We start from the raw sequence: 26,273 nt of genomic DNA on the forward strand, positions 1-26,273 counted from the left end.
CAGTCTATAATTCTTGTGCCAATACTTTTACAGGTTTAATTAATCCCTCTTTTGTCGGATGTATTTGATAGATGGCAATAGCCTTATCTGTTGGGTCGACCATCACAAAAGGCTTCCCTTTTTCAACAACAACATCCTTTGTTTGTTCCAATACCGCACCGTTAAGTACTTTCTTTGCTACTTTATCACTAATCTGAAATTTGGGCAAATGAAATAATCCCCGCTCCAAAGGCAACAGAAATTCATCCGTTTGTCCACTTTCCATGAACTCTTCCACTTCAGAAAATGTGAAACAGTCCTCCTGCTTAAAACCTGCTGATTCAATGCGAGTCAAATCAGACATATGGGCAGGAAACCCCAGTTCTTCACCCATCATGACTGCAAGCGTCCGAATGTATGTTCCTTTGCTGCATTTGACTCGAAAACGGAATGAAATGGTTTCCCCTTTAAATTCAGAACGATCATCGAGAAGGGTAATATCATAGATGGTGATCTCTCTCGTCGGCCTCTCCACTTCTATCCCTGCACGGGCATATTCATATAACTTCTTTCCGTTTACCTTTACCGCTGAAAACATCGGCGGCGTCTGTTCGATTTTTCCAGTCAATGATTCCAACACTTCCAGAATCCGTTCACGCTGAATAACTTGATCAATCTTTTTCTCTTCCACTTTTTCACCGCTTGCGTCTTCAGTTGTCGTTGAAAAACCAAGGGTCACTTCCCCTTCATACGCTTTGCCGGCTTCTGTCAAATATTCGGCTATCTTAGTTGCCCTGCCAATACAAATAGGTAAGACCCCTGTTACATCAGGATCTAAAGTACCTGTGTGCCCTACTTTTTTTGTCTTTAAAATCTTTCTTAATTTAAAAACACAATCATGGGATGTCAATCCCTTGGGTTTCCATAATGGAAGAATACCGTTCACGCTTTCACCTCATCATTTATAAAACACCTAAACTACTCTCATAAAGCAAAATGAATTTCAATTCCGAAAGGTGTTTTTCGTTTTTTTACATATTCTTTTTTCAAAAAAAAAGAGACCGACTTCAAGAAGTGCAAAGCACTTATTGAGTCGGCCTCCTTTTACTGCTTGCTTATTCCTCGTCTTTTTCAGCCGGTTTATCCTCTGAATTGATTTGGGAAATCAACGACTCGATACGATTACCATAATCGACCGATTCATCAAATTCAAAAAACAGTTCAGGAGTTTTACGCAGGCGGATTCGCTGCCCAATTTCTGAACGCATGAATCCTTTCGCCTTAGCTAGACCTTGAAGGGTTTTCTCCCTTTGTTCCTGGTCACCCAAAACGGAAATATAAACTGTTGCCTGTTGTAAATCGCCTGTAACCGCGACATCAGTCACTGTAACAAACCCGATTCTTGGATCTTTAATTTTTCGGCCGATAATTTCACTCAGCTCTTTTTTCATTTGTTCGCCAACACGATTTGAACGAAGGCTCATAATATCACCTCGATAGCCTAAAGCCAGTCTATATCTGTTATTGTTCGCTCTAGTTCCGGAAAAGAATCTAGAAATTTAAGGGCATTTTGAAGTTCCCGTTCAGTAGCCTTCCTTGAGGATGTTACAGTTACGATAGTAATTTTTGTCCGCTGCCATAAATCCTGAAAATCGGTCTCTGCTACAGAAATATTGAACTTTTGCTTAAGCCGTGTCATGACACGCTGAAGCACGGCCCTTTTTTCTTTCAAAGAATGGGTGTCATGGATGATGCATTCACATTGGACAGAGCCAACGATCATTTACGCTCGATCTCTTCCATTACATACGCTTCAATTACATCGCCTTCTTTAAGGTCGTTGTAATTTTTAATCGTAATACCGCACTCATAGTTCGTTGCCACTTCTTTTACATCATCTTTAAAACGTTTCAATGCATCAATTTCACCTTCGTAAATGACGACACCTTCACGAATTAAGCGAATTCCGCTATCACGTGTAATTTTTCCTTCTGTAACGTAAGAACCGGCAATCGTACCTACCTTGGATACTTTGAAAGTCGTACGAACTTCAGCCTGACCGATAATTTTTTCTTCGAATTCAGGGTCAAGCATCCCTTTCATTGCCGACTCGATCTCTTCGATCGCTTTATAGATGATGCGGTGAAGGCGGACATCAACATTTTCTGATTCAGCTGCACGCTTTGCATTCACGTCAGGACGGACGTTAAATCCGATGACGATTGCATTAGAAGCTGTAGCAAGGATGATATCAGACTCTGTAATGGCACCGACGCCAATGTGTATGATTTTCACTTTAGCGCCTTCCACTTCTATTTTATTCAGGGAGGCGGCTACTGCTTCCGCAGAACCTTGAACATCAGCTTTTAAAATGATGTTCAATTCTTTAATTTCCCCTTCTTTCATTTGCTCGAACAATGTATCCAGGGTTACACGGGATTTTTCATTACGTTGTGAAGCAAGTTGTCTCTGTGCACGCACTTCCCCAACTTGACGAGCTGTTTTCTCATCTTCAAAGACGATGAAACGATCACCGGCCTGTGGCACTTCGTTCAATCCAGTGATTTCAACCGGTGTTGAAGGACCTGCATCCTTAACACGGCGTCCAAGATCGTTAACCATAGCACGAACACGTCCGAATGTATTACCGATAACAATCGGATCACCGATTTTCAACGTTCCGTTTTGAACAAGCAAAGTGGCAACCGATCCGCGCCCTTTATCCAAACGTGCTTCGATAACCGTTCCATTCGCTTTACGAGTTGGATTCGCTTTATACTCCTCCACTTCACTGACAAGAAGTATCATTTCAAGCAAGCTATCGATACCCTCACCGTTTTTAGCTGAAATTGGTACGAAAATTGTGTCTCCGCCCCATGCTTCAGAAACTAAACCATGTTCTGTCAATTCTTGCATGACACGATCCGGATTGGCAGCTTCTTTATCCATCTTATTGACAGCGACGATAATTGGAACTTCTGCCGCTTTAGCATGGTTGATCGCTTCAATCGTTTGAGGCATAACGCCATCATCCGCAGCGACGACTAGAATGGTGATATCGGTAACTTGTGCACCGCGGGCACGCATTGTTGTAAACGCAGCATGGCCTGGTGTATCCAGGAATGTTATTTTCTTATCATTAACTTTAACTTGATAAGCGCCGATATGCTGCGTGATTCCACCCGCTTCGCCTTCAGTAACTTTTGTATGGCGTATAGAATCAAGCAATGTCGTTTTACCATGGTCAACGTGTCCCATGATCGTCACGACAGCCGGACGTTCAATCAAATCTTCAGAAGCGTCCTCAGTGACAAGTGATTCAAGGTCTGTTAGGTCGACACGAATCTCTTCTTCAGCCACTACACCGTATTCCGCACAAATCAATTCAATTGCATCTTTATCCAAAGTCTGGTTGATTGTTGCCATAACACCAAGCATAAAGAGCTTTTTAATGATTTCAGAAGGTTCACGGTGAAGTTTTTTTCCAAGTTCCATAACCGTCAAAGACTCATAAAACGTAATTTTCTCTGGAAGTTCTCTTTCTTTACGTTTTGTAACAGGTGCCTGAGGCGCTTGTTGTCTTTGTTTATTATTTTTATTCTTGTTATTGCGACCCTTGTTGAACTGACCTGTTGGTTTTTTTGTCCCTACAGGTTTAACTGGTGGTTTCTTCTTCAGTTTTTCTTTATTGACTGTGCTCTTTTCATCCGCTTCCGCTTCGTACTTCGCGACCGTAGCGTTAGCTTTTGGTTCAGTAGCTTGGCTTTTATCTTCGTTTTTAGGTTTGATTGAATCGTTTAATTTATTTACAGTTGAATCGTCTAATGCTGTCATATGGTTTGTTACCTCTATATTCATTTCTTTAAGTTTATTTATTACATCCTTGCTTGAAACGTTCTTCTGTTTTGCATATTCATATACACGCAATTTTGTCATACGTTCACCCCCGTAAAATTTAATCGAGCAGCGTTCGGAGTTTTTGTGCAAAACCTTCATCCAGAACTGCGACGGCAACTCTAGCATCCTTACCTATCGCATGGCCGAGCATTGACCTGCTTTCGACTCTTTTTAAAGGAACCTGATAAAATGCGCACTTATCAGATATTTTTTTTTCAGTGTTTTTTGAAGCGTCCGCGGATAAAATAACAACTTTGGCATTACCGCTTCTAATCTCTTTAACCACTAATTCTTCACCCGAAATTAGCTTGCGTGCTCGATTGGCCAAACCTAATAGAGACATCCATTGTTGTTGTTGGGTCATGTTGTTAGTTTTTCTCCTTATTCACTAATTCAAGCAATTGTTCATAAAGGGAAGAGTCGATTTGGGTACTAAGGTGATTAGCCAGCACATTTTTCTTTTTGGCCAGCTCGATAACATCCCGATCAAGAGTCAAATAAGCTCCCCTTCCCGATTTCTTTCCGGTCGGATCAAGGCTGACTTCCCCTTCTTTAGATCGAACGATGCGAATGAGTTCTTTCTTCGGCTTCATCTCGCCTGTTGCCACACATTTACGCATCGGGATTTTTTTTCGGCTATTCATCTTTTTTCACCTCGAATTACTCGTTATCCTCTTCGAATTCTGCTTCCTCTTCAGTAACATAACTATCTCTGCTCAAAAGGAATTCCTGTTCTTCCACAGGATAAATACCAGCTTCGCGGGCTTCCGTTTCACTCTTGATATCAATTTTCCAGCCTGTAAGCTTGGCAGCTAAACGGGCATTTTGTCCACGCTTACCAATTGCCAGGGAAAGTTGATAATCCGGAACGATTACAGTCGTCGCCTTTTCTTCTTCTTTTACAATAACTTCAAGTACTTTGGAAGGGCTTAAAGCATTCGCAACGAAAATGACCGGATTCTCCGACCATTTAACGATATCGATCTTTTCACCTTTCAATTCATTGACGATGGCCTGAACACGCTGTCCTTTTTGGCCTACACAGGAACCGACAGGATCTACTTCTTCGTTATCGGAGTGCACTGAGATTTTTGAACGGTCGCCTGCTTCGCGGGCAACTGACTTAATTTCCACTGTTCCATCAAAAATTTCAGGCACTTCAATTTCGAATAAACGTTTTAAAAGGCCAGGATGTGAACGAGATACAAAAATTTGCGGGCCCTTGGAAGTCTTTTCAACTTTAGTGATGAAAACTTTAATGCGGTCATGAGGTTTATACTGTTCATTCGGCATTTGCTCATTCACCGGGAGCAAAGCTTCAATTTTACCTAGGCTCACATAAATGAATCGGGAATCCTGACGTTGAACGATACCAGTCATGATATCCTCTTCACGATCGATGAATTCGGCATAAATGATGCCTCGTTCCGCTTCACGCACCCTTTGAGTCACGACTTGTTTTGCTGTTTGTGCAGCAATGCGGCCGAAATCCTTAGGTGTTACTTCCATTTCGACAATATCCTCTAACTGATAGTTGGGATCAATTGCTCTTGCTTCTTCAACAGAAATTTCCAGACGCGAATCGAATACTTCGTCAACGACGTCTTTTCTGGCAAATACACGCATTGTTCCTTTACCAAGATTCAAGTCGATACGTACATTTTGTGCTTGGTTAAAGTTACGGCGATATGCCGATATAAGGGCAGATTCAATCGCATCGATCAAAACCTCCCTGGAAATTCCTTTTTCGTTTTCTAAAATATAGAGAGCATCCAATAACTCATTGCCCATGGTGATCCCCCTTACGGATATTTAAATTAATGATTTGCTTGACTTAAGAGAAGGTAATCGCCAATCTTGCTTTGGCTACCTTTTCGAATGGTATGACAATCGTTTTCTTTCTTGTCTTGATTCTGACTTCGAGTGTCACTTCTTCACCATCGAAACTGGTTAGGATACCTTCGAATTCTTTTTCATCTAAAATGGGCTCGTATGTTTTTATGTAAACATTTTTACCGATAGCATTAAGGAAATCCTTCTCTTTTTTCAGAGGCCTTTCAGCTCCGGGTGATGAAACTTCGAGAAAATAATTTTGTGGAATCGGATCAACCTCATCAAGCTTTTCACTGAGTTTTTCACTCACATTTCCGCAATCATCAATATCTACGCCTGTTTCTTTATCAATGTACACTCGAAGGAACCAGCTTTTACCTTCCTTCACATACTCCACTTCGACTAATTCAAGCTGCAATTCTTCAAGAATTGGTAGTGCTAATTCCTCTACGACTTCCGTTACCTTTTTACTCATTTGTTTCCTCCATACGTGCGTTGTATGCGCTTGGTTTCGGATTCAAAATTAAATGGTCAATACAACACGAAAGAGTGGGTTTCCCCACTCTTGCCATTGGTTCCTCTTAGTATTTCCAATAAAAATATACCATAATCAAGATTTTTATGCAAATACCATGTCTGTTTCTTCCTTTTTGAAATCAGTTTCTTCTTTAAAATAAAGATAACTGATTTTGTTCAGGCAATGACTCCAGACAGCCTTGTTTATCAAGGTATTCAAGGATGGTCTTCGAAACTTTCCCCCGTTGTTGAAGATCTTCTTTGGAGAGGAATTCACCATTTTTCCGCGCGTTAACAATATTGATCGCTGCATTCGTTCCTAGCCCAGGTATCGAATTGAAAGGCGGTATCAACGTATTTCCTTCAATCAAGAATTGATCTGCACTGGATTTGTACAAGTCCACTTTAGCGAATGCATATCCGCGTTCACACATTTCCAAAGCTAGTTCAAGAACCGTCAATGTATTCTTTTCCTTTGTGGATGCATCCAATCCCTTTACCATGATTTCTTCCATTTTTGATTTGATCGCTTGCGATCCCCGAGTCATTGCGTCGATTTCAAAGTCATCGGCACGTACTGTGAAATAGGCTGCATAATACAATAAAGGCAGATGCACTTTAAAATAAGCAATCCGGACAGCCATCAAGACGTAAGCTGCAGCATGGGCTTTCGGGAACATGTATTTAATCTTCTTACACGAATCGATATACCATTCCGGAACCTCATTCTTCCTCATTTCCTCTTCGAATTCCTCCGAGAGCCCTTTCCCTTTACGTACAGATTCCATAATTTTAAATGCTAGGGAAGGATCGAGGCCTTGATAAATCAGATAGACCATAATATCATCCCGACAGCCTATAACCTCACTTAGTGTACATATCCGGTTGTGGATCAGTTCCTGTGCATTGCTCAGCCATACATCCGTACCGTGAGAAAGCCCTGAGATCTGAACAAGCTCCGAAAATGTCGTAGGTTTCGTATCTTCAAGCATCTGCCGGACAAAACGAGTACCAAATTCCGGGATGCCAAGCGTACCCGTTTTACACATGATCTGTTCTTCGGTAACACCTAAGGATTCAGTACTGCTGAATATTTTCATCACTTCAGGATCATCGGTAGGAACGGTCTTAGGATCGATGCCACTTAAGTCTTGAAGCATCCGGATAACAGTCGGATCATCGTGTCCAAGTATATCAAGTTTCAAAATATTATCGTGAATGGAATGGAAATCAAAGTGAGTTGTTTTCCACTCGGAATTCCTGTCATCCGCTGGGAACTGAATAGGTGTGAAATCATAGATATCCATATAATCCGGAACAACGATGATTCCGCCCGGATGCTGTCCTGTCGTCCGTTTCACACCAGTACAACCGGCAACAAGGCGATCAGTCTCAGCTCCACGCATATGGATATTATTATCAGAGGAATACCCTTTAACATATCCATAAGCCGTTTTTTCCGCGACCGTACCAATCGTTCCGGCACGATATACATATTCTTCACCGAATAAGACCTTCGTATAGTTATGGGCCTTCGGCTGATATTCACCGGAGAAGTTCAAGTCGATATCGGGAACCTTATCCCCTTTAAATCCAAGGAAAGTTTCAAACGGGATATCATGCCCGTCTTTTGTATACGCAATGCCACAATCGGGACAGTCTTTATCGGGCAGGTCAAAACCGGAACCTACAGAACCGTCATTGAAGAATTCGGATTTCTTGCATTCCGGACATACATAATGCGGCGGAAGCGGATTCACCTCTGTAATTTCAGTCATGGTGGCAACGAAAGATGACCCAACCGATCCCCTTGAGCCAACCAAGTAACCATCATTCAATGATTTTTTAACAAGTTTGTGTGAAATTAAATAAATAACGGCAAAACCGTGCCCTATGATGCTTTTCAATTCTTTCTCAAGACGTGCTTCCACGATTTCCGGCAGGTTCTCTCCATAAATCTTCCTTGCCATGCCATAACTCATTTCACGCATCTCTTCTTCTGCACCTTCAATTTTAGGTGTGTATAACTCATCCTTGATTGGCTTGATTTCTTCAATCATATCAGCGATTTTATTCGTGTTGGTTACCACGACCTCCTTGGCTTTCTCAGATCCGAGGAAGGAGAATTCCCGTAGCATTTCATCAGTTGTCCGAAAATGCACATCAGGAAGTTTATGACGATTCAGCGGATTTGCACCACCTTGTGAATTCACAAGGATTTTACGGTAAATTTTATCATTCGGATCCAAATAATGCACATTTCCCGTGGCTACGACTGGCTTATCCAATTTTTCACCAAGCTTGACGATATTGGAGATGATCGTTTCCAATGATTTATCATCCCGTACATATTCAAGCTCAACCAAATGCTGATACACTTCCTTCGGATGGATTTCAAGATAATCGTAGAATTCGGCAATATCGACGACTTCCTCAAAACCCTTCTGCATCATCCCTTCAAACACTTCCCCTTTATCGCATCCCGATCCGACCAAAATTCCTTCACGATACTTTTTAAGTTGTGAGCGCGGTAATCGGGGCACACGATAGTAATAATCGATGTGTGCTATTGAAATTAATTTGAAAAGGTTTTTTAAGCCAGCCTGTGTTTGCGCGATCAACGTACAATGGGAGGGCCGGGAACGCTGATAAGCATTTCCTTTACCCATATTGTCATTAAGTTGATCATGATGGGTAATCTCCTTTTCCATTGCATCCTTCAGCATCTTCAGCATAAGGTAACCTGTGGCTTCTGCGTCATAGATGGCCCTATGATGCTGGGTCAAATCAATATCGAACTTTTTACATAATGTATTTAACCGGTGATTTTTAAACTCCGGATATAAGAAACGGGCAAGTTCCAATGTATCTAGAACTGGATTGGAAGCTTTAGGATAACCCATGTTTTTATAACCTATATTCAAAAAGCCCATATCGAAGGCTGCGTTGTGGGCAACCAGAATCGCATCGCCCGCCCAGTCCTTGAACTTTTCTAGTACTTCCGAGACTTCTGGAGCATTTTCAACAAGATCATCAGTTATTCCAGTCAACTCTATCGTCGTATTGGATAGTGGGTGATGCGGATTCGCAAATGACTCGAATCGATCAATGATGTCACCGTCACGAATTTTCACTGCAGCAAATTCAATGATCGTATCATAAACGGCTGACAGGCCTGTCGTCTCTACGTCAAACACAACATAGGTGGCATCTGACAAAGCGATATGCGCCTCATTATAAACAATTGGTACACCATCATCTACAAGATTCACTTCTACGCCATAAAGGATCTTGATACCATTCTTTTTCCCGGCACTATAAGCTTCAGGGAATGATTGTGCTCCCGCATGATCTGTAATGGCCACAGCTTTATGTCCCCACTTTGCAGCCTGGGCAACAAGCGCGGAAGTAGGTGTCACTGCATCCATCTGGCTCATTGGGGTATGCATATGCAGTTCGACACGCTTTTCCCCTTCTGGAGCCTTATCCTGCCGTCCTTGTTTAGAAATTTCATTTATATCATTTGCGATCATCACAAGGTCACGTACGAATGTATCATTTTGGATGCTGCCTTGGGCACGTACCCACATCCCTTTTTTCACTCGGGCAAGTATGGCAGCATCTTCTTTATCACGCGAAAACATTTTGACCAAGATCGAGCTGGTATAATCGGTGACTTTAAAAGTCAACAGGCTTCGTCCGCTGCGCAGCTCACGCACTTCTGCATCAAAAACGAAGCCTTCGATAGCAATCCTGCGCTCTTCATCGATAATCTGTTCAATTCTGCGGAAATCCGCATCTTCTTTAATCGTATAGCCAATTTTAACCGGTCCTTCGTAGACGCCGTCATCGCTGCCTTTTTCCGATTCTTTTTTCTGCATTTCCACTAGGGCAGCAAGTCCCTTTTCTGCGTCTTCCTTTTGTTTCTCTTCTAAAAACTTCTGGTAATCAGGATTCGAAACCGTTTCCTTCACTTCCGCTTCAAGAGTCAGTGGAGGAAAACCGAATGTTTGGTAGATATTCGAAATGATGCCGGAGTATTTTCGTTTCAACTGACCAGCCTCCGTATCATTACGGGCGCTTACGATAAGCTTATATCCATTCACCGCTGGCACTTGTTCATTCAGAAGTGATAACAGTGCTGGAGACATGCCTTCAAGCTCGCCAATGCAATTTTTCCAATATTCCTTCACCAATTGTTCGGTCACTTGCGGATTGGCCACATTCAAGTTGAATGTAACCTTTGCAATATGGGAAAACGTACTTGCTAGATGAGTAGCAAGTCTTGTATGAACACTGCAAGGAATTAATGCAGGTATATTAAAGGCAAAATGCCATGTTTTGGACTCCCTCTCGATTGAGAGTTTATCAATTTCGGCGCCTATGAAATAATTCACAAAGGCATCCTCAGTCAAGTCCATTTGCTGGAGCAAGAGTTGAAATCTCTCTCTACCGCTATTTGGTTTTTGATCCATTCCCTCTCTCCCCTATCTACTATCTTTTTAGATATTATTCACTATCATTTTCTTTTTGATATCAGAGGCTATTATAACATATCATGAATGTTTCACTAGTATCCAGATCCATGAAAAGGAAAGGCATCATCCAATTGAATGATGCCTGATTCCCCTATTTTATATTACCCAATTGTTTCGTGAAGCTTTTGAATCAGTTCAGCTCTTTCAATTTCAAGAACCTCACCCGTTTTACGAATTTTCACTTCGACAATTCCGTCGGATGCCTTTTTACCTACAGTCACCCTGACAGGAAGACCGATCAAGTCAGAGTCTGCGAATTTTACGCCAGCACGTTCTTGTCGATCATCCATAAGAACTTCCATGCCCTGTGCCTTTAAATCATTATATAAATCTTCTGCCAGGGCTGCCTGAGCCTCATCCTTCATATTGATTGGTATCAAATGGACTTGGTACGGCGCTAAATTCGCTGGCCAGACCAATCCTTTTTCATCGTTGAATTGTTCAGCAACAGCTGCAAGTGTACGGGAAACACCAATGCCATAACAGCCCATAATCATAGGCTGCGACCGCCCATTCTCATCCAGGAATGTCGCATTCATAGCTTCGGAATATTTAATTCCTAATTTGAATACGTGACCTACCTCAATCCCTTTGGCAAATTTAATTTTTCCGTTTCCATCCGGTGATGGGTCACCCTCTTGGATGAAACGAAGATCTATATAATTGGCCACGTTAAAATCACGAGCCGGGTTTACGTTCACATAATGGTGGTCTTCCTCATTTGCACCACAAATTCCATTAACCATGGCTTCGACGGCAGCATCCGCAATCACTTCCACTTCAGAAGTGACATTGATTGGTCCAAGAGATCCAATTGTACATCCTAAGACTTCTTTCGTCTCATTTGGTTCGACCAAATCAACAATTGAAGCATTATAGAAATTCTTCAGCTTGATATCATTTACTTCATGATCTCCTCGTACCAAGACAAGCACATACTTTTCATCCACTTTAAACAATAACGATTTTATTAGTTTCTCTGCCTCAGTATTCAAGAATGAAGCAACTTCTACAATCGATCTTTGATCTGGTGTATGAACTTTTTCAAGTGCAATTTGTTCTTCGGAGCTTTTTTCATATTTCACACTCACCGGTGCCATTTCAATATTAGCTGCATAATCGGAAGTATCCGAATATGCGATAGTATCTTCCCCTATTTCAGAAAGTACCATGAATTCATGTGTATCCTTACCACCCATTGCACCCGAATCGGCAATGACTGCACGGAAGTTCAATCCACAACGGCTAAAAATATTCGAGTATGCCGCATATAGATTTTTATAAACAGCATCCAGGCTTTCTTGATTAGCATGGAAAGAATAAGCATCCTTCATGATGAACTCTCGTCCGCGCAACAATCCGAAACGCGGTCTTTTTTCATCCCGGAATTTGGTTTGGATTTGGTAAACCGTTAATGGAAGACGCTTATAGGATTTCACCTCATCGCGAACTAAGCTGGTGATCACTTCCTCATGAGTGGCACCAAGCGCAAATTCACGGTTGTTGCGATCCTTAAGCCGCATCAACTCTGGACCATAGGTATACCAGCGACCAGATTCCTGCCAAAATTCGGCCTGTTGTAAAGCCGGCATCAACAGTTCTACTGCGCCAGCATTTTCCATTTCTTCCCGAACGATCGCCTCAACCTTTTGAAGTACCTTTTTTCCAAGCGGCATATAACTATAAACCCCGCTGGAGTTTTGTCTCATAAATCCTGCACGTAATAGCAGCTGATGACTTTTGATTTCAGCATCTGCAGGCACTTCCCTCAATGTAGGGATCAACGTCATACTTTGTTTCATATCTGCACCTCTTCAATATTTCCTATAAATTACTTGCAGCTACGGTAAAATTCATACCGCAACATTAATACGGTCATTTCATACAAAAAAGACTTTCCGTTTATTCAGAAAAGCTAATTTAATATACTCATTCTCGATTATACTTACGATTTCACTAGAAAACAAACAATTTCCCCAAAATGGGTAAAAAACTAGGAAATCCCTTCGAATAAGAAAACGACCAACAGATAAATCTGCTGGCCTGTGAATTATCCAAACATGTCTTACAGGAAGAATCGCTGGATATCATTCCATGTAACGACAATCATCAATAACATCAACAAAGCAAAGCCTATGAAATGGACCATTCCTTCTTTTTGACGGTCAATTGGTTTCCCTCTTAAGAATTCGACCACAAAGAATAACAGTCTTCCACCATCCAATGCCGGTAACGGAAGCAAGTTCATGATTCCCAGGTTAATGCTGAGAAGCCCTGCCCATTTCATTAACGTGAATAAACCTTGTTTCGCTACTTCCTCAGTTGATTTATATATTCCTACTGGGCCAGATAAACTGTCAATCGTAAATCCACCGGTTACGAGGTCACCAAGGATGATAAAGATTTGTTTTGTCCAAAAATACGTTTCTGTAAAACCATATTGTATAGCTTTAATCGGTGCTTTTTCAACCGGAGGGTAAACACCGATAATCCCGATTTTCTTCCCTTCCCTCTCCACTTCTTGTGGTACAACCGGAACTTCTAAAGTTTTCCCGTCCCTATCAACGACAAACTCGATCTCTTGTCCAGGGTTCTTTTGAATGCTTTCCTGAACATCTCCCCAAGTGGAGACTTCCGTCCCTTCTATTGATTGAATGACATCCCCCGATTTTAAACCGGCATTTACTGCCGCACCCTCTGGAGTCAACTCACCAAGTTTCGCTTCATCCACCACGACTCCTTGAAACAGGCCTATCAATACAAAAATGACAAAAGCCAAAACAAAATTCATTGCCGGACCCGCTACAATCGTTAGGAAACGATGCCCAAGCGACTTTGAGGCAAATTGCCGGTCAAAAGGAGCAATCTGGTTTTCTACACCATTTTCAACGATCACCGCTTCTTTATGGATGGCAAACGTTTTTAGTGTATCTTCCTCGCCCTCTTCATAACCAGTAAGGATCAGTTTATGATCAAGGTCGATCACTTCAACTTCCACAAGACGAATATCAGGATATTTATCTTTATTGTTCAAAATGATTTTTGTAACATTCTCTTCATTATCAAACATTAATCCCACGCGATAGCCTGGTTTCAATTCTATATTCTCTGCGTCTTCACCAGCCATGCGCACATACCCGCCAAGAGGAAGCAATCGAATGGTATAAACGGTTTCCTTCTTTTTATATGTGAATACTTTTGGCCCGAAACCGATTGCGAACTCACGGCATAAAATCCCTGCACGCTTTGCAAACACTAAGTGCCCAAGCTCATGGAAAAATACAAGAGCGCCAAAAATGATGATGAACGCTATAATCGTTTCTAAAGTCTGCATGTTCCGGTCACCTATCTTTCACTAAAGATTCTATATACTGCCTTGTCATATGATCCACTTCCTGAATCGTTTCTAAATCTGGAAGGGCTATGACAGAATGCTGATTCAGTGCCTTTTCAATTAACGTTTCAATTTCAAGGAAGGTTACCTTTCCAGATAAGAAAGCAGAAACTGCGGCTTCATTGGCTGCATTCAACACAGTAGTCATCGTTCCGCCCATTTTACCCGCTTTATAGGCGAATTGCAAACAAGGATATCTGGTGAAATCCATATCGTTAAAATGCAGTTTGCCTGCTTCAGCAAGGTTAAGTCGTTTGCGACCCGCTAGCGGAATACGGTCTGGATAAGTAAGTGCATATTGTATCGGCACCCGCATATCCGGTGTCCCCAGCTGCGCTATAACGCTGGAGTCATGAAACTCAACCATGGAATGGATGATGCTCTCCTTATGTAGCAATACATCAATTTTATCGTAGGGAAGATCGAATAGCCAGTGGGCCTCAATTACTTCCAACCCTTTATTCATCATTGATGCTGAATCGATCGTGATTTTAGCTCCCATGGACCAGTTCGGATGGTTCAGAGCCTCTTCCACCGTTACATCCTTCAATTCTTCCCTGTTCCGATCTCGAAAACTGCCTCCTGAAGCAGTAATGACAAGACGTTCTATATTTTTGTCCTTTTCACCTTGCAATGCCTGAAAAATAGCGGAATGCTCACTGTCAACCGGCAGCAACCTGACCCCTGCTTTTTTTGCTTCACTTATGACCAAATGACCTGCCGTCACCAAGGTCTCCTTGTTGGCAATAGCAATATCTTTTTTAGCCTTTATTGCTTGAAGTGTCGGAAATAGACCCACGCTTCCGATGACGGCATTGACCAATATCGTCGCTTGATCATAAACAGCAACAGCAGTCAATCCTTCATCTCCATACATGAACTCGATATCTTTGCTGCCGGAGAATTCACTCTTCAAAACATGATAATCTTCTTCCGTCTGGACTGAAACCAGTTTCGGTTCAAACTCTTGTATATAAGTCCTGACCAATTCTATATTCTTTCCAGCAGAAAGCGCCACGATCTTGAATTGATCTGGATGGGACCTAACTACATCCGCTGTTTGTTGACCAATCGATCCTGTCGCGCCCAAAAGGCTGATATTTTTCAAATTGTTCATCTCCTAATTCATATAACGCTTGCCTATATTTATATTATAAAACATGCAATAAATGCAAAATCGGTAAAATGAATATCACGCTATCGAGCCTGTCCAAAATTCCACCATGTCCGGGGAGAAGCTTGCCTGAATCCTTAACGCCATAATGACGTTTATACGCCGATTGGACGAGATCACCCAATTGGCCGAATACCCCAATGATTAATGAAATCAATAATAATTGTACTAACGTGTAGTCAAGGCTGGAGAAGGCGTAAAATAGAACACCCACTATCATCGCGGAAAATAACCCGCCAATAAATCCTTCCACCGTCTTGTTTGGACTTATTTCTGGCCATAGCTTTCTTTTACCAAATGATTTACCTATGAAGTAGGCTCCGGAATCGGTCGCCCAGATCGTAAATAGGGTAAGCAGAATATAGATCAGCCCCAACCCCAAAGAGTCACGTGTTTCAAATAGGTAGTAGAAACCTATCCCTAAGTATAGGATTGAAATCACTAGAAAGCCTGCGTCATCAAAAGTAAAACGGTTTTTTGAAACGACTGTATAAAGCAACAGCAGCAAAACCCCGATTAAAAAGACTTGAACTTTATCGTAATTCATTTCTGCTAAAAAAGCGGTATGTTCATTAGGCAATAAAAGCACCCACAATAATATGTGAGAAAGAAATGCTTCAAAAGATAGTACACGTAACTTTTTCATTTTCATCAGTTCATACAAACCAATTGACCCTAACAGATAAACCGTCAGTAAAAAGGGAATGCCCCCTAAAATGACTAGTGGAATGAATATAGCGGCAACTACGACCGCCGTAATAATTCGTTGTTTCATTATTCCAATTTCCTCGCCTTCTACATTAAACGCCACCGAATCTTCGTGAACGCTTTTGATACTCCTCAACTGCCTGCAATAAATGCTCTTCACTAAAATCCGGCCATAGCACCTCAGTAAACCACAGCTCAGTATAAGCCGCCTGCCAAAGCATGAAATTACTCAATCGGATTTCACCGCTTGTACGGATCAGTAAATCTGGATCCGACAAATGTTTGGTCATAAGGTAACTGGATAGGGTTTCCTCAGTTACATTTTCCTTTATTATACCATTCTTGGCATCTTGAATGATGCTATTCACTGCAGATACAATCTCTCCGCGGCTTCCATAGTTCAGGGCAAAATTCAGAATCATCCCATCATTGTCTTTCGTGTCTTCCATCGCCCGTATAACGGCGCTTTGAGTATGTGAAGGAATGAGTGATAAGTCCCCTATCGTTTCAACCCTTACATTTTCGGAAATGAGCTCGGGTAAAAATGTCCCAAGAAATTCCTGGGGAAGCTTCATCAAAAAGTCGACTTCACTTTTCGGACGTTTCCAATTTTCAGTGGAAAACGCATAGACAGTCAAAGTTTTGACCCCTAATTTATTGGCAACTTTCGTAATTCTACGAACGGTTTTCATTCCTTCATGATGACCCGCCACACGAGGCAATGCACGCTTTTTGGCCCAACGGCCATTCCCATCCATAATGATGGCGATATGCTGAGGAACTTCAAACTGTTTAATATGCTGAATCCTATTTGTTACATCGGAAGAAGCATCTTTTTTAACGAAACGCTTCCAAAGTGAATACATATGTTAGTCCCCCATCAGGTTGTACTTATCTCTCTACAAAGGCAAAGTTTTCGTGCACTATGTATATCAAGCTTTCTGCCGCTTAAAAAGAATCTATATTATAATATCAAAAAAAAACTGGTTCTCATATTATTATTATGAAAATTATTTCTTCATTAGAAGCTAGAAAGGGTGAAATCATTACTTCTTTTTTTCTAAAATCGGTTATGATTACCGTGAAAAATGCAAAAAAAGGACCACCTCCAACGTTTGCATGCAACATACTAACTCAAGGAGCAATCATTATCGGAGAAACCTTATTATAACAGTTTTCTCCTTTAAGCACACCTATATGTTAGAACCAAGACATGACCCAGTATGGATTCGGCCCTCTTTATTTAATCAATTCTTCAATGGTAATTATACTTCCAAAATTTCTTTTTCTTTATCTTTTGTAATTTCGTCGATTTTCGTGATATTGCCATCTGTCATCTTTTGGATGTCATCAGCATAGCCTCGTAAATCATCTTCCGTGATTTCACCACTTTTTTCAAGCTTTTTCAAATCATCATTAGCATCGCGACGCACATTACGGACAGCTATTTTTGCTTCTTCCGCTTCTTTTTTCACAACTTTCACTAGCTCTTTTCTGCGCTCTTCAGTTAACGCAGGAATGGCTATCCTGATGATCGATCCATCATTAGAAGGATTTAAGCCTAAGTCTGATTTCAAAATCGCCTTTTCGATTTCACCCAATACCGTTTTATCATATGGTTGAATTACTAAAAGTCTAGCTTCTGGGACAGAAATACCAGCCACCTGATTAACCGGTGTCGGCGAACCATAATAATCAATCGAGATTCTATCAAGCAATGAGGCATTTGCCCTTCCGGCACGGATGCTTGCTAATTCACGTGTGTACGCTCCAATAGCTTTTTCCATTTTCGTTTTCGCATTCGAAATAACTTGTTTCGGCATCGTTTATTTCCCCCTTACAATCGTTCCAAGCGTTTCACCTAAAACGGCCCGTTTAATATTACCTTTTTCCATGATCGAGAAGACGATCAATGGAATATCATTGTCCATGCATAGTGAGGACGCAGTTGAATCCATTACTTCTAACCCTTCTTTGATCACATCAAGATAGGAAAGTTTATCATACTTCACTGCATTTTTGTCCTTAACCGGATCTGCATTGTAAACGCCATCCACATTATTCTTCGCCATCAAGATGACATCGGCTTCAATTTCAGCAGCACGCAGGGCGGCAGTGGTATCCGTTGAAAAGTATGGATTACCTGTACCAGCAGCAAAAATCACCACTCTCTTTTTCTCTAGATGCCTGATTGCACGGCGTCTAATGTAAGGTTCTGCGACTTGTCTCATCTCAATGGAAGTCTGCACGCGCGTTTCAATACCAAGCTGATCAAGACTGTCTTGTAATGCCAATGAGTTCATGACTGTAGCCAGCATCCCCATATAATCGGCATTAGCACGATCCATGCCCATTTCACTGCCTATTTTCCCGCGCCAAATGTTTCCGCCGCCGACAACAACAGCTACTTCCACATCAAGCTCAGCCACTTCCTTGACTTGTTCAGCAATAGATTTAATTACTGCAGGGTTAATTCCAAATCCTTCTTCACCGGCTAATGCTTCGCCACTTAGTTTTAGAACGACACGTTTATATTTAGCGTTACTCATGAGAACCTCCAACTATGTAATCTTTTCATTCGTTCATCATGCTTTCTTGCAATACTACCAAAAATTCATGATATTTCAAAAAATAGGGAACACAAGAGTGTTCCCCATTATTAATTATCTGACAATTAGTCTTTTTTAACTTGGTTCATTACTTCTTCAGCAAAGTTTTCTTGACGTTTTTCAAGACCTTCCCCTACTTCATAACGAACGAATGATTGGATTTTTCCGCCTTTTGATTCAACGAATTGTCCCACTTTTTGATCAGGGTTCTTAACGAAAGCTTGTTCGTTAACACAGATTTCTTCGTAGAATTTATTGATACGTCCTTCAACCATTTTCGCAACGATTTTTTCTGGTTTTCCTTCATTAAGCGCTTGCTGTGTAAGGACTTCGCGTTCGCGTTCTAATTCACTAGCATCCACTTGGTCGCGAGAGATATATTTAGGGTTAATTGCAGCGATATGCATTGAAACGCCTTTAGCTGCCTCTTCGTCAGTTGTACCTTCAAGAACTGATAGTACGCTGATACGTCCACCCATATGAAGGTATGCACCAAATGCGTCGTTATCTGTTTTAGAAACGACTTGGAAACGGCGAAGAGTTAATTTTTCCCCGATTTTAGCAACAGCCGCATTGATATGATCTGCAACTTTTGCTCCATTTTCCATTGTTTGCTCAAGAGCCGCTTCAACGCTTTCAGGTTTGTTAGAAAGAAGGAATGCAGCCAATTCTTTAACAAGAGTTTGGAAGCCTTCGTTTTTAGCAACGAAATCAGTTTCTGAGTTCACTTCAAGAATAACCGCTTGGTTTCCTTCTACCACGATTGAAGTTAAACCTTCAGCAGCAATACGGTCGCCTTTATTAGCAGCTTTTGCAATTCCTTTTTCACGTAGGAAATCAATTGCCTTTTCCATATCGCCTTCTGTTTGTACAAGTGCCTTTTTACAGTCCATCATACCGGCACCCGTTTTTTCACGCAATTCTTTAACTAATTGTGCAGTGATTGCCATAATATATATCCTCCTCAAATTAAATGCAGTTTATTCAATCTTTACCCATTATTGCCAAAAAATACTTGTTATCGCCAAAGAAAATAACGGCCCTTGACAATATTTCAGGAAAAGCATCCACTTTTTCAGTCATTTTGACGGAACTAAACTAGCTGATGGTTTTCTTCCCTTAAAAATCACCCATACCTTTTTTTATAAAAAGCGTACAGTGATTTTATGTATGTTTATTTAGTGCAAAAAAAAGGGATAAAAGGCATTATCCTCTTATCACCTTTTTTCTTACTGAATAAGCAACCTTTTTTTACTTATTAAGCAGTAGTTGTTTCAGTTGCTGTTTCTTCGCCTTGTTTAGCTTCTAAGATAGCATCTGCCATTTTACCTGTTAATAATTTAACAGCACGGATTGCATCGTCATTCGCAGGAATAACTACATCGATTTCATCAGGATCACAGTTTGTATCTACGATACCAACAAGTGGAATGTGTAATTTGTGTGCTTCCGCAACAGCAATACGCTCTTTGCGAGGGTCGATAACGAAGATCGCATCTGGAAGAGTCTTCATATCTTTAATACCGCCTAGGAATTTCTCTAAGCGATCCCATTCTTTTTTAAGTTGGATAACTTCTTTTTTAGGAAGCACTTCGAAAGTTCCGTTTTCTTCCATTTTTTCGATATCTTTAAGACGAGCGATACGTTTTTGGATTGTTTCAAAGTTTGTTAAAGTTCCACCTAACCAACGTTGGTTTACATAGTACATACCAGAACGGATAGCTTCCTCTTTAACAGATTCTTGAGCTTGTTTTTTAGTTCCGACGAAAAGAACAGTACCACCGTTAGCAGCTAGTTCTTTCACGAAGTTATAAGCTTCTTCAACCTTTTTAACTGTTTTTTGAAGGTCGATGATGTAGATGCCGTTACGCTCAGTGAAGATATATTTCTTCATTTTCGGGTTCCAGCGACGTGTTTGGTGTCCGAAATGCACACCAGCTTCAAGCAATTGTTTCATAGAAATGACTGACATTTTAGTTCCTCCTAAATGGTTTTGTTTTTCCTCCGCACCGATCATTTTCATACAGAAACTGTCGTAACAGCACCATCTGCAAGAATCACGGGACGTGTGTATTAACACCATTTCATAATATATCATAATGGCTCCGCACAATCAAGAGATATCTTTATCTATTCATGCGAAACTTTAGTAATAACTCTATCTCCGTTTGACCGCAACCTAACTTTTTGGCGATTTCCTCTACTGAATGTCCTTGATCCGCTAACTCATTCACTTTTTCATTTAATGACTGTCCATTTAACGAAGCCTTCAACATATCCGAAAATTTCACGCCAGCCGGCTTCCCCTCGTTTTGAGGGGAAGTGGCAGCCGATGAAAGCTCCAATGTGTCCTCGACTGTTACGGGTAATGCATTGGCCCCATATTCTTCAGGCATTATTTTATAGGAATTAATCACTTGCTTTTGGGCCGCATGGCTTCCCTCTTTATACTCTAACAGCATGTTTTGTTCTTTATCGTTCATTGTTTCTTTGATGAAACCATGTTCTTGTCCTTTTTGCCCTTTCATAGGATCCATTGCCACCGAATTAGTGAATGCCTTTACCAATGTCTCGTTGTCCTCTTTCATCTCCATTATATACCCAGACAAAAGTTGTTCCATTTCACCAATGATGGCTTTTTGATCTTTTTCCAATTTACTTAAACGATTTTGACGAAGATATAAAATGATGATGGCAAAAATGGTGAATATGTTTAATACAAACAACAGAAATATAAAAAATGCTGACATGTTGCCTCCTAATTAACCGGAATAGTCCATCCTGTTACCTTTATACGGATGGGGATCTTTTTTCACTGTTGTTTTATTCTTGGTTACTTTCTCTTTGCTCTTATTAACAAAGTACAGTTCGAACATTCTGTGATTTCGAAACATTTTTTGAAGCGGGTAGCCGTAAGAATTCTTTGAAGTTGGCATATAGTGGCTCTATTCGTTCAATCTTTATACTTCCCAGACTCCCTAGCCCTCTTCAAATCTTTAGATCTTGCATCGTGTTTCTTAATTTATATATCGCTTTCGAGTGAATTTGGGATATCCTGGACGTGGATAGGCTCATCACTTGTCCGATTTCGGTTAATGTCAGTTCTTCTTTATAAAAAAGCTGTAAAACCAGCTGTTCTTTTTCATTAAGGGTTTCTATGACTTTGGCTAATTCCACATACAGTTCTTCCCTTAACACATGTTCCTCAGGTAAATCCGCCTTTTCATCTTTAATATGAAAATTCGCGCTTTCTTTATCGTCATCTTGAGGATTTTCATCCATTGATAGTACATTGGCAAAGAAATTCTCATTCAATGCAGCATACACTTCATCTTCCGGGATATTCAATTCGGCGGCAATCTCATTGAGTGAAAGGTTCCTCATGTATTCCTGCTCCAGCTTTTCTATTGCAGATTCAATTTTCTTGGCTTTATCTCTTGCACTCCGTGGAAGCCAATCCTCTTTTCTTAGTCCATCTAAAATAGCACCCCGAATTCTAAATGAAGCATATGTGTCAAACTTCAGGTCACGCTTCGTATCAAAACGTTCCAGGGCATCGAATAACCCCATCATCCCTAAACTCCTTATATCATCCCGGCTCACATTTTTAGGAAGACTTACTGAAATACGTTGAACATGGTACGATACGAGAGGTATGTATTTCTTTACCAAAATGTCCCCGGCTAGCGGATCTCTGCAATCCACCCAATTTTTCCAACATAACTGCTCTTCTTCGATGGTCAGATGAGACATTGGACATCCTCCTAACATTGTTATACAATTTGTAATCAAAACGGCCCCAAAGCCATAAATGCAATAATAATACGGTTGCAAGTGTCCCTGTCATATTTTTGGCTTTTCAAAAGCCAAATCCGATCCTATATGTTTTTAGTCCCTTTTGTAACAGTCCGTATATTTAGCAAACAATCATTTAAATTGAATTCAATCGTTCTTCCGCAATTCCCGCCAACATCTTCGGCAACGACTTTAATGCGCAAGTCAGATAACTCTTTCCGGACAGCTTCCACATTCCGGGGCCCTATTCTCATTAAATCCCCTCCGGAGGCAAATTGAAACATTTGCGCTCCGCCAGCCAACTTCGCTTTTAGGAATGGCATTCTTGCACCTCCTTTTACTAAGCTCTGCACTAATTCCCTTATCGCCGTATCTGCAAATTTGGCAGCGTTTATCTGCCCCGATTTAGCTAGTGAAGAGTCAGGCAGCATGATATGGGCCAAACCTGCAATTTCTTTTTTTTCATCATAAATCACAACACCAACACACGACCCCAGCCCGGTGGTACGAATCGTATAAGGAGGTTTTATTATATTCATTCCCGCTATTCCAACCTTAACAACCTGTACCTTTAACAATTCAGTCATTAGGTGACACTCCCAAAGCGGAAAAAATAATATCAAAAAATCCGGGATCAGGTAATAGAAAGAAATGACCATAAATGGAGTCAGCAAAAAGCTGGTCTTTTTCAAGTACAGTATCAATGACGATGGCTGCGTCACTTACTTGAGATAATTCCATTAATCCGTAACTAATCAATGCCCCTGCCATATCGATGCTCAAGGATGGCACGGATGGATAGATATTCAATCGGGTGAAATCAGAAAGGGAAGAGAGATAGGATCCCGATAAGATATTCCCTAATTCCTGAAGGCAAGAGAGTGCCAATTCAGTATAAGGTGCGGAATCTATCAAAAAGGTTTCATCACCAATCATCTTACGAATCAAGTATTCAGCTACAGGTAGCGAAAGGATAAAAAACATACTCCCTGAAGCATCACCTTCTATTCTAAGGAAAACGCTGGCAACGATGTGATCGGACCCGCCAGCCATTTCCATCATTTCATCAAAGGAAACGATTCGGACGTTAGGAACATTCATATCAATTTTCCTATCAAGGATGGCAGAAAGCGCAGTTGCTGCGTTCCCGGCACCTATATTTCCGATTTCCTTCAAAATATCGAGTTGAAGAGGGTTGATTTTCTCAATGAACGACATATCATTATCCTTCTATTAACATATTTTCAGTCATTTCTAGACGTAAGGCCTTCTCCAAATTAATTAGGACGAGCAGCCGCTTTTCAATTTTAGCCACTCCGCTAATGTATTCTGAAGCCATATGTCCCACAACTTCAGGCTGAGGTTCGATACTCTCCATTGGAATATCCAAAACATCATTGGCTGAGTCAACTATTAACCCAACTTCCATATCATCCAGAATGACGATGATAACCCTTGTTGATTCATCGTATTCCACCTCTTCGAAACCAAAACGAACCCGTAAATCAATAATTGGAGTGATTACACCCCTTAAATTTATGACACCCTTAACAAATTTAACAGCCTTTGGAACTCTGGTAATATGCAGTAGCTTTTCGATACCACTTACCTTATCCACAGGAATCGCATATTCTTTATCCTTAATTTGAAATACGATTACTTTCATATCCTGCGACATCTATTCCCCTCCTTTTAAAAATCTCATGATGATTGCGAAGTCTTGATGAAATCTGAAGCGACACGTTCGAACCAACGTCCCATCATCCTGCCCCATTTATCTATCATTCAATGAATCAATGTGTTGCAATCTATGATTAAAGCAACTTGACCATCACCAAGTATCGTTGCCCCCGATATTGCAAATGCACTGGTTAAATAATTCCCTAGTGATTTCAGCACGATTTCCAGCTGCCCGATAAATGAATCAACGACTAATCCTGCTAACTTATCCCCTTTTCGTACAATGACCACAGAGAAGGACTCTTCTTCTTCCTGACTGATAGGCACTTCAAATATATCTTTCAAGAACAGAAGCGGTAGAACCTTCCCCCTGAAGTCAATAACTTGTTGATTATGGGCATTCATGATATCTGCTTTTTTTATGATTGCTGTTTCTATGATGGAAGAAAGCGGTATGGCATATTTTTCGTTTTGGATTGCAACCAGCATGACAGAAATAATGGACAATGTAAGCGGAAGCTGAATAAGGAAGATGGATCCTTCATTCTCTTTGGAATCGATCGTGACAGATCCACCGAGGGACTCAATAGTATTTTTAACCACATCAAGCCCCACACCGCGTCCAGATACATCTGAAATGGTTTCCGCTGTTGAGAAACCAGAAGCGAATATCAGTTCATAGATTTGCTTATCCGTTAGGGTAACGGCAGTTTCCTTAGTTAATATCCCATTGGATAGCGCCTTGTTCAGGACTCGGTCTTTATTGATGCCTGCACCGTCATCCTCGATTTCAATGAAAACATGATTGCCGCTGTGATATGCTTTTAACAGGATTTTACCTTCTTCATTCTTTCCTTTCGCCAAACGTTCTTCAGGTGTTTCAATTCCATGATCCATGGCGTTTCTTAATAAATGGACGAGCGGATCACCGATTTCATCAATGACTGTTCGATCAAGTTCCGTTTCAGCACCCTTGATTTCCAAATTGACTTTCTTGTTTAAATCCCTTGCCAATTGACGAACCATTTTAGGAAAACGGTTGAATACAGTTTCCACGGGCACCATCCGCATGTTCAATACGATTGTTTGTAAATCACTTGTTATACGGGACATTCTTTCAACTGTTTCATGCAATTCTTGATTATCCAAATCACTAGAAATTTGGTCAAGCCTGCCTCTATCGATTACTAGTTCCTCGAATAAGTTCATTAATATATCAAGACGCTCAATGTTCACCCGAATGGTTTTGCTGGATGCCAGCTTAACGGGTGCCTGTTTTCTCTTTTCATCATTATCAGTTGGAAGCAAAGCATTATTTCTCTCTTGTTCCGGAATTTCAGCAACTTTATCCTCTGTAGAATTGGCTGCATGCCGCAAGCCTTCAAGATCTAGGGCATTTATAGCAACTTGATCCACTTCGGAAACCTTCATAATTTTTTTCTTTATCTCTTCACCCGATTCTGTAGTTACCATCGTGACCGTAAATTGCTGATCGAATTGTTCTTCTTCCAAAAGTTCGACGGGTGGGTTTGACTTGATCACTTCACCTGACTTTTCAAGCACCTCGAAAACCATAAACACCCGGGCAGCTTTTAAAAGACAGTTCTCACGCAACCTTATCGAAATTTCGAAGCTGTTAAAGCCTTGATCTTTGGACTGCTGAAGTACTGTCCATTCAAATTCATCGTACTCTCCCCCAGTCATTTCCTCTTTTTCAAGGACGGCAGAAGCTGCTGCAATCTCTGTAATGGTGGAAGAAACGGGCGACTCCCCTTTTTCAATCATTTCTAGCTTACGGACAACCCCAGTCACATTTCTTTTTCCATCTCCACCTTCAGCAATGGACATGACCATCGCCTCTAAATCATCAACCGCTAGAAATATCACGTCAAACAATTCAGGAGAAAGAGCGATTTGACTGTTTCGGATCGCATCCAACACATTCTCCATTTTATGAGTTAAATTGGCTAGATCCTCATACCCCATAGTTGCCGACATCCCTTTTAACGTATGGGCGGAACGAAAGATTTCGTTTACGATCGAGAGGTCTTCCGGGTTCTTTTCGAGTACCAGCAACTGTTCGTTGCACGTTTGAAGATGTTCTTTACTTTCTTCTATAAATACCTCTAAATACTGATTCATATCCATAC

24 protein-coding genes are annotated in these 26,273 nt (G+C 41.0%); all 24 read right to left on the minus strand.

Features of this window, described 5'->3' with window-relative positions; genetic code table 11:
* Window positions 1-4: 4 nt before the first annotated feature.
* On the minus strand, window positions 5-925 hold the full coding sequence (gene truB / locus IOC57_RS03565) for a tRNA pseudouridine(55) synthase TruB (protein WP_207437443.1): 921 nt from the start codon (window positions 923-925) through the stop codon (window positions 5-7).
* Between the two features lie 169 nt (window positions 926-1,094).
* Complete coding sequence (rbfA, locus tag IOC57_RS03570) at window positions 1,095-1,463, minus strand: 30S ribosome-binding factor RbfA (RefSeq protein ID WP_034313607.1); 369 nt, start codon at window positions 1,461-1,463, stop codon at window positions 1,095-1,097.
* 17 nt (window positions 1,464-1,480) lie between these two features.
* Entirely contained in the window at window positions 1,481-1,762 is a 282-nt protein-coding gene (locus IOC57_RS03575; protein ID WP_057913375.1) for a DUF503 domain-containing protein, read from the minus strand.
* A complete protein-coding gene (gene infB / locus IOC57_RS03580; protein ID WP_207437444.1) occupies window positions 1,759-3,915 on the minus strand; it encodes a translation initiation factor IF-2 in 2,157 nt (718 codons plus the stop codon). Before infB ends, IOC57_RS03575 begins: the two co-directional genes overlap by 4 nt.
* Before the next feature lie 19 nt (window positions 3,916-3,934).
* Complete coding sequence (locus IOC57_RS03585; protein ID WP_061144653.1) at window positions 3,935-4,240, minus strand: YlxQ family RNA-binding protein; 306 nt, start codon at window positions 4,238-4,240, stop codon at window positions 3,935-3,937.
* Window positions 4,241-4,244: 4 nt separating this feature from the next.
* On the minus strand, window positions 4,245-4,520 hold the full coding sequence (gene rnpM, locus IOC57_RS03590) for an RNase P modulator RnpM (protein ID WP_061462443.1): 276 nt from the start codon (window positions 4,518-4,520) through the stop codon (window positions 4,245-4,247).
* A 16-nt stretch (window positions 4,521-4,536) separates the two neighbouring features.
* Window positions 4,537-5,667, minus strand: a complete 1,131-nt coding sequence (gene nusA, locus IOC57_RS03595) for a transcription termination factor NusA (protein WP_207437445.1) — start codon at window positions 5,665-5,667, stop codon at window positions 4,537-4,539.
* Window positions 5,668-5,710: 43 nt separating this feature from the next.
* Complete coding sequence (gene rimP, locus IOC57_RS03600) at window positions 5,711-6,184, minus strand: ribosome maturation factor RimP (protein ID WP_063231836.1); 474 nt, start codon at window positions 6,182-6,184, stop codon at window positions 5,711-5,713.
* Window positions 6,185-6,377: 193 nt separating this feature from the next.
* On the minus strand, window positions 6,378-10,700 hold the full coding sequence (locus IOC57_RS03605; RefSeq protein WP_207437446.1) for a PolC-type DNA polymerase III: 4,323 nt from the start codon (window positions 10,698-10,700) through the stop codon (window positions 6,378-6,380).
* Window positions 10,701-10,864: 164 nt separating this feature from the next.
* On the minus strand, window positions 10,865-12,565 hold the full coding sequence (locus tag IOC57_RS03610; RefSeq protein WP_207437447.1) for a proline--tRNA ligase: 1,701 nt from the start codon (window positions 12,563-12,565) through the stop codon (window positions 10,865-10,867).
* 263 nt (window positions 12,566-12,828) lie between these two features.
* Complete coding sequence (gene rseP, locus IOC57_RS03615) at window positions 12,829-14,097, minus strand: RIP metalloprotease RseP (RefSeq protein ID WP_207437448.1); 1,269 nt, start codon at window positions 14,095-14,097, stop codon at window positions 12,829-12,831.
* Between the two features lie 7 nt (window positions 14,098-14,104).
* Window positions 14,105-15,265 (minus strand): 1-deoxy-D-xylulose-5-phosphate reductoisomerase, encoded by a 1,161-nt coding sequence (gene dxr, locus IOC57_RS03620; RefSeq protein WP_207437449.1) that lies wholly within the window; start codon window positions 15,263-15,265, stop codon window positions 14,105-14,107.
* Window positions 15,266-15,308: 43 nt separating this feature from the next.
* On the minus strand, window positions 15,309-16,106 hold the full coding sequence (locus tag IOC57_RS03625) for a phosphatidate cytidylyltransferase (RefSeq protein WP_207437450.1): 798 nt from the start codon (window positions 16,104-16,106) through the stop codon (window positions 15,309-15,311).
* A 25-nt stretch (window positions 16,107-16,131) separates the two neighbouring features.
* Window positions 16,132-16,905: an undecaprenyl pyrophosphate synthase gene (locus tag IOC57_RS03630; RefSeq protein WP_207437451.1), complete on the minus strand. Its 774-nt coding sequence runs from the start codon at window positions 16,903-16,905 to the stop codon at window positions 16,132-16,134.
* Window positions 16,906-17,304: 399 nt separating this feature from the next.
* The gene (frr, locus tag IOC57_RS03635) at window positions 17,305-17,862 is read right to left on the minus strand and encodes a ribosome recycling factor (RefSeq protein ID WP_034313637.1); all 558 of its coding nucleotides are present in this window, start codon (window positions 17,860-17,862) and stop codon (window positions 17,305-17,307) included.
* A 3-nt stretch (window positions 17,863-17,865) separates the two neighbouring features.
* Entirely contained in the window at window positions 17,866-18,588 is a 723-nt protein-coding gene (pyrH, locus tag IOC57_RS03640; RefSeq protein WP_034313639.1) for a UMP kinase, read from the minus strand.
* 125 nt (window positions 18,589-18,713) lie between these two features.
* A complete protein-coding gene (gene tsf / locus IOC57_RS03645) occupies window positions 18,714-19,598 on the minus strand; it encodes a translation elongation factor Ts (RefSeq protein ID WP_207437452.1) in 885 nt (294 codons plus the stop codon).
* A 308-nt stretch (window positions 19,599-19,906) separates the two neighbouring features.
* A complete protein-coding gene (rpsB, locus tag IOC57_RS03650) occupies window positions 19,907-20,620 on the minus strand; it encodes a 30S ribosomal protein S2 (RefSeq protein WP_034313644.1) in 714 nt (237 codons plus the stop codon).
* Window positions 20,621-20,774: 154 nt separating this feature from the next.
* Window positions 20,775-21,398 carry a DUF6115 domain-containing protein gene (locus tag IOC57_RS03655; protein WP_207437453.1) on the minus strand — a complete coding sequence of 208 codons (624 nt, stop codon included), beginning with the start codon at window positions 21,396-21,398 and terminating at the stop codon, window positions 20,775-20,777.
* A gap of 238 nt (window positions 21,399-21,636) precedes the next feature.
* The gene (locus IOC57_RS03660; RefSeq protein WP_207437454.1) at window positions 21,637-22,401 is read right to left on the minus strand and encodes a FliA/WhiG family RNA polymerase sigma factor; all 765 of its coding nucleotides are present in this window, start codon (window positions 22,399-22,401) and stop codon (window positions 21,637-21,639) included.
* A gap of 125 nt (window positions 22,402-22,526) precedes the next feature.
* A complete protein-coding gene (locus tag IOC57_RS03665; protein WP_207437455.1) occupies window positions 22,527-23,030 on the minus strand; it encodes a chemotaxis protein CheD in 504 nt (167 codons plus the stop codon).
* Window positions 23,023-23,661 (minus strand): chemotaxis protein CheC, encoded by a 639-nt coding sequence (locus IOC57_RS03670; protein ID WP_207437456.1) that lies wholly within the window; start codon window positions 23,659-23,661, stop codon window positions 23,023-23,025. Before IOC57_RS03670 ends, IOC57_RS03665 begins: the two co-directional genes overlap by 8 nt.
* 4 nt (window positions 23,662-23,665) lie before the next feature.
* The gene (locus IOC57_RS03675; RefSeq protein ID WP_207437457.1) at window positions 23,666-24,121 is read right to left on the minus strand and encodes a chemotaxis protein CheW; all 456 of its coding nucleotides are present in this window, start codon (window positions 24,119-24,121) and stop codon (window positions 23,666-23,668) included.
* 107 nt (window positions 24,122-24,228) lie between these two features.
* Window positions 24,229-26,271, minus strand: a complete 2,043-nt coding sequence (locus IOC57_RS03680) for a chemotaxis protein CheA (protein ID WP_207437458.1) — start codon at window positions 26,269-26,271, stop codon at window positions 24,229-24,231.
* Window positions 26,272-26,273: the final 2 nt, after the last annotated feature.

Source organism: Bacillus sp. SD075, assembly GCF_017355165.1.
Classification (GTDB): Bacteria; Bacillota; Bacilli; order Bacillales; family DSM-1321; genus Peribacillus.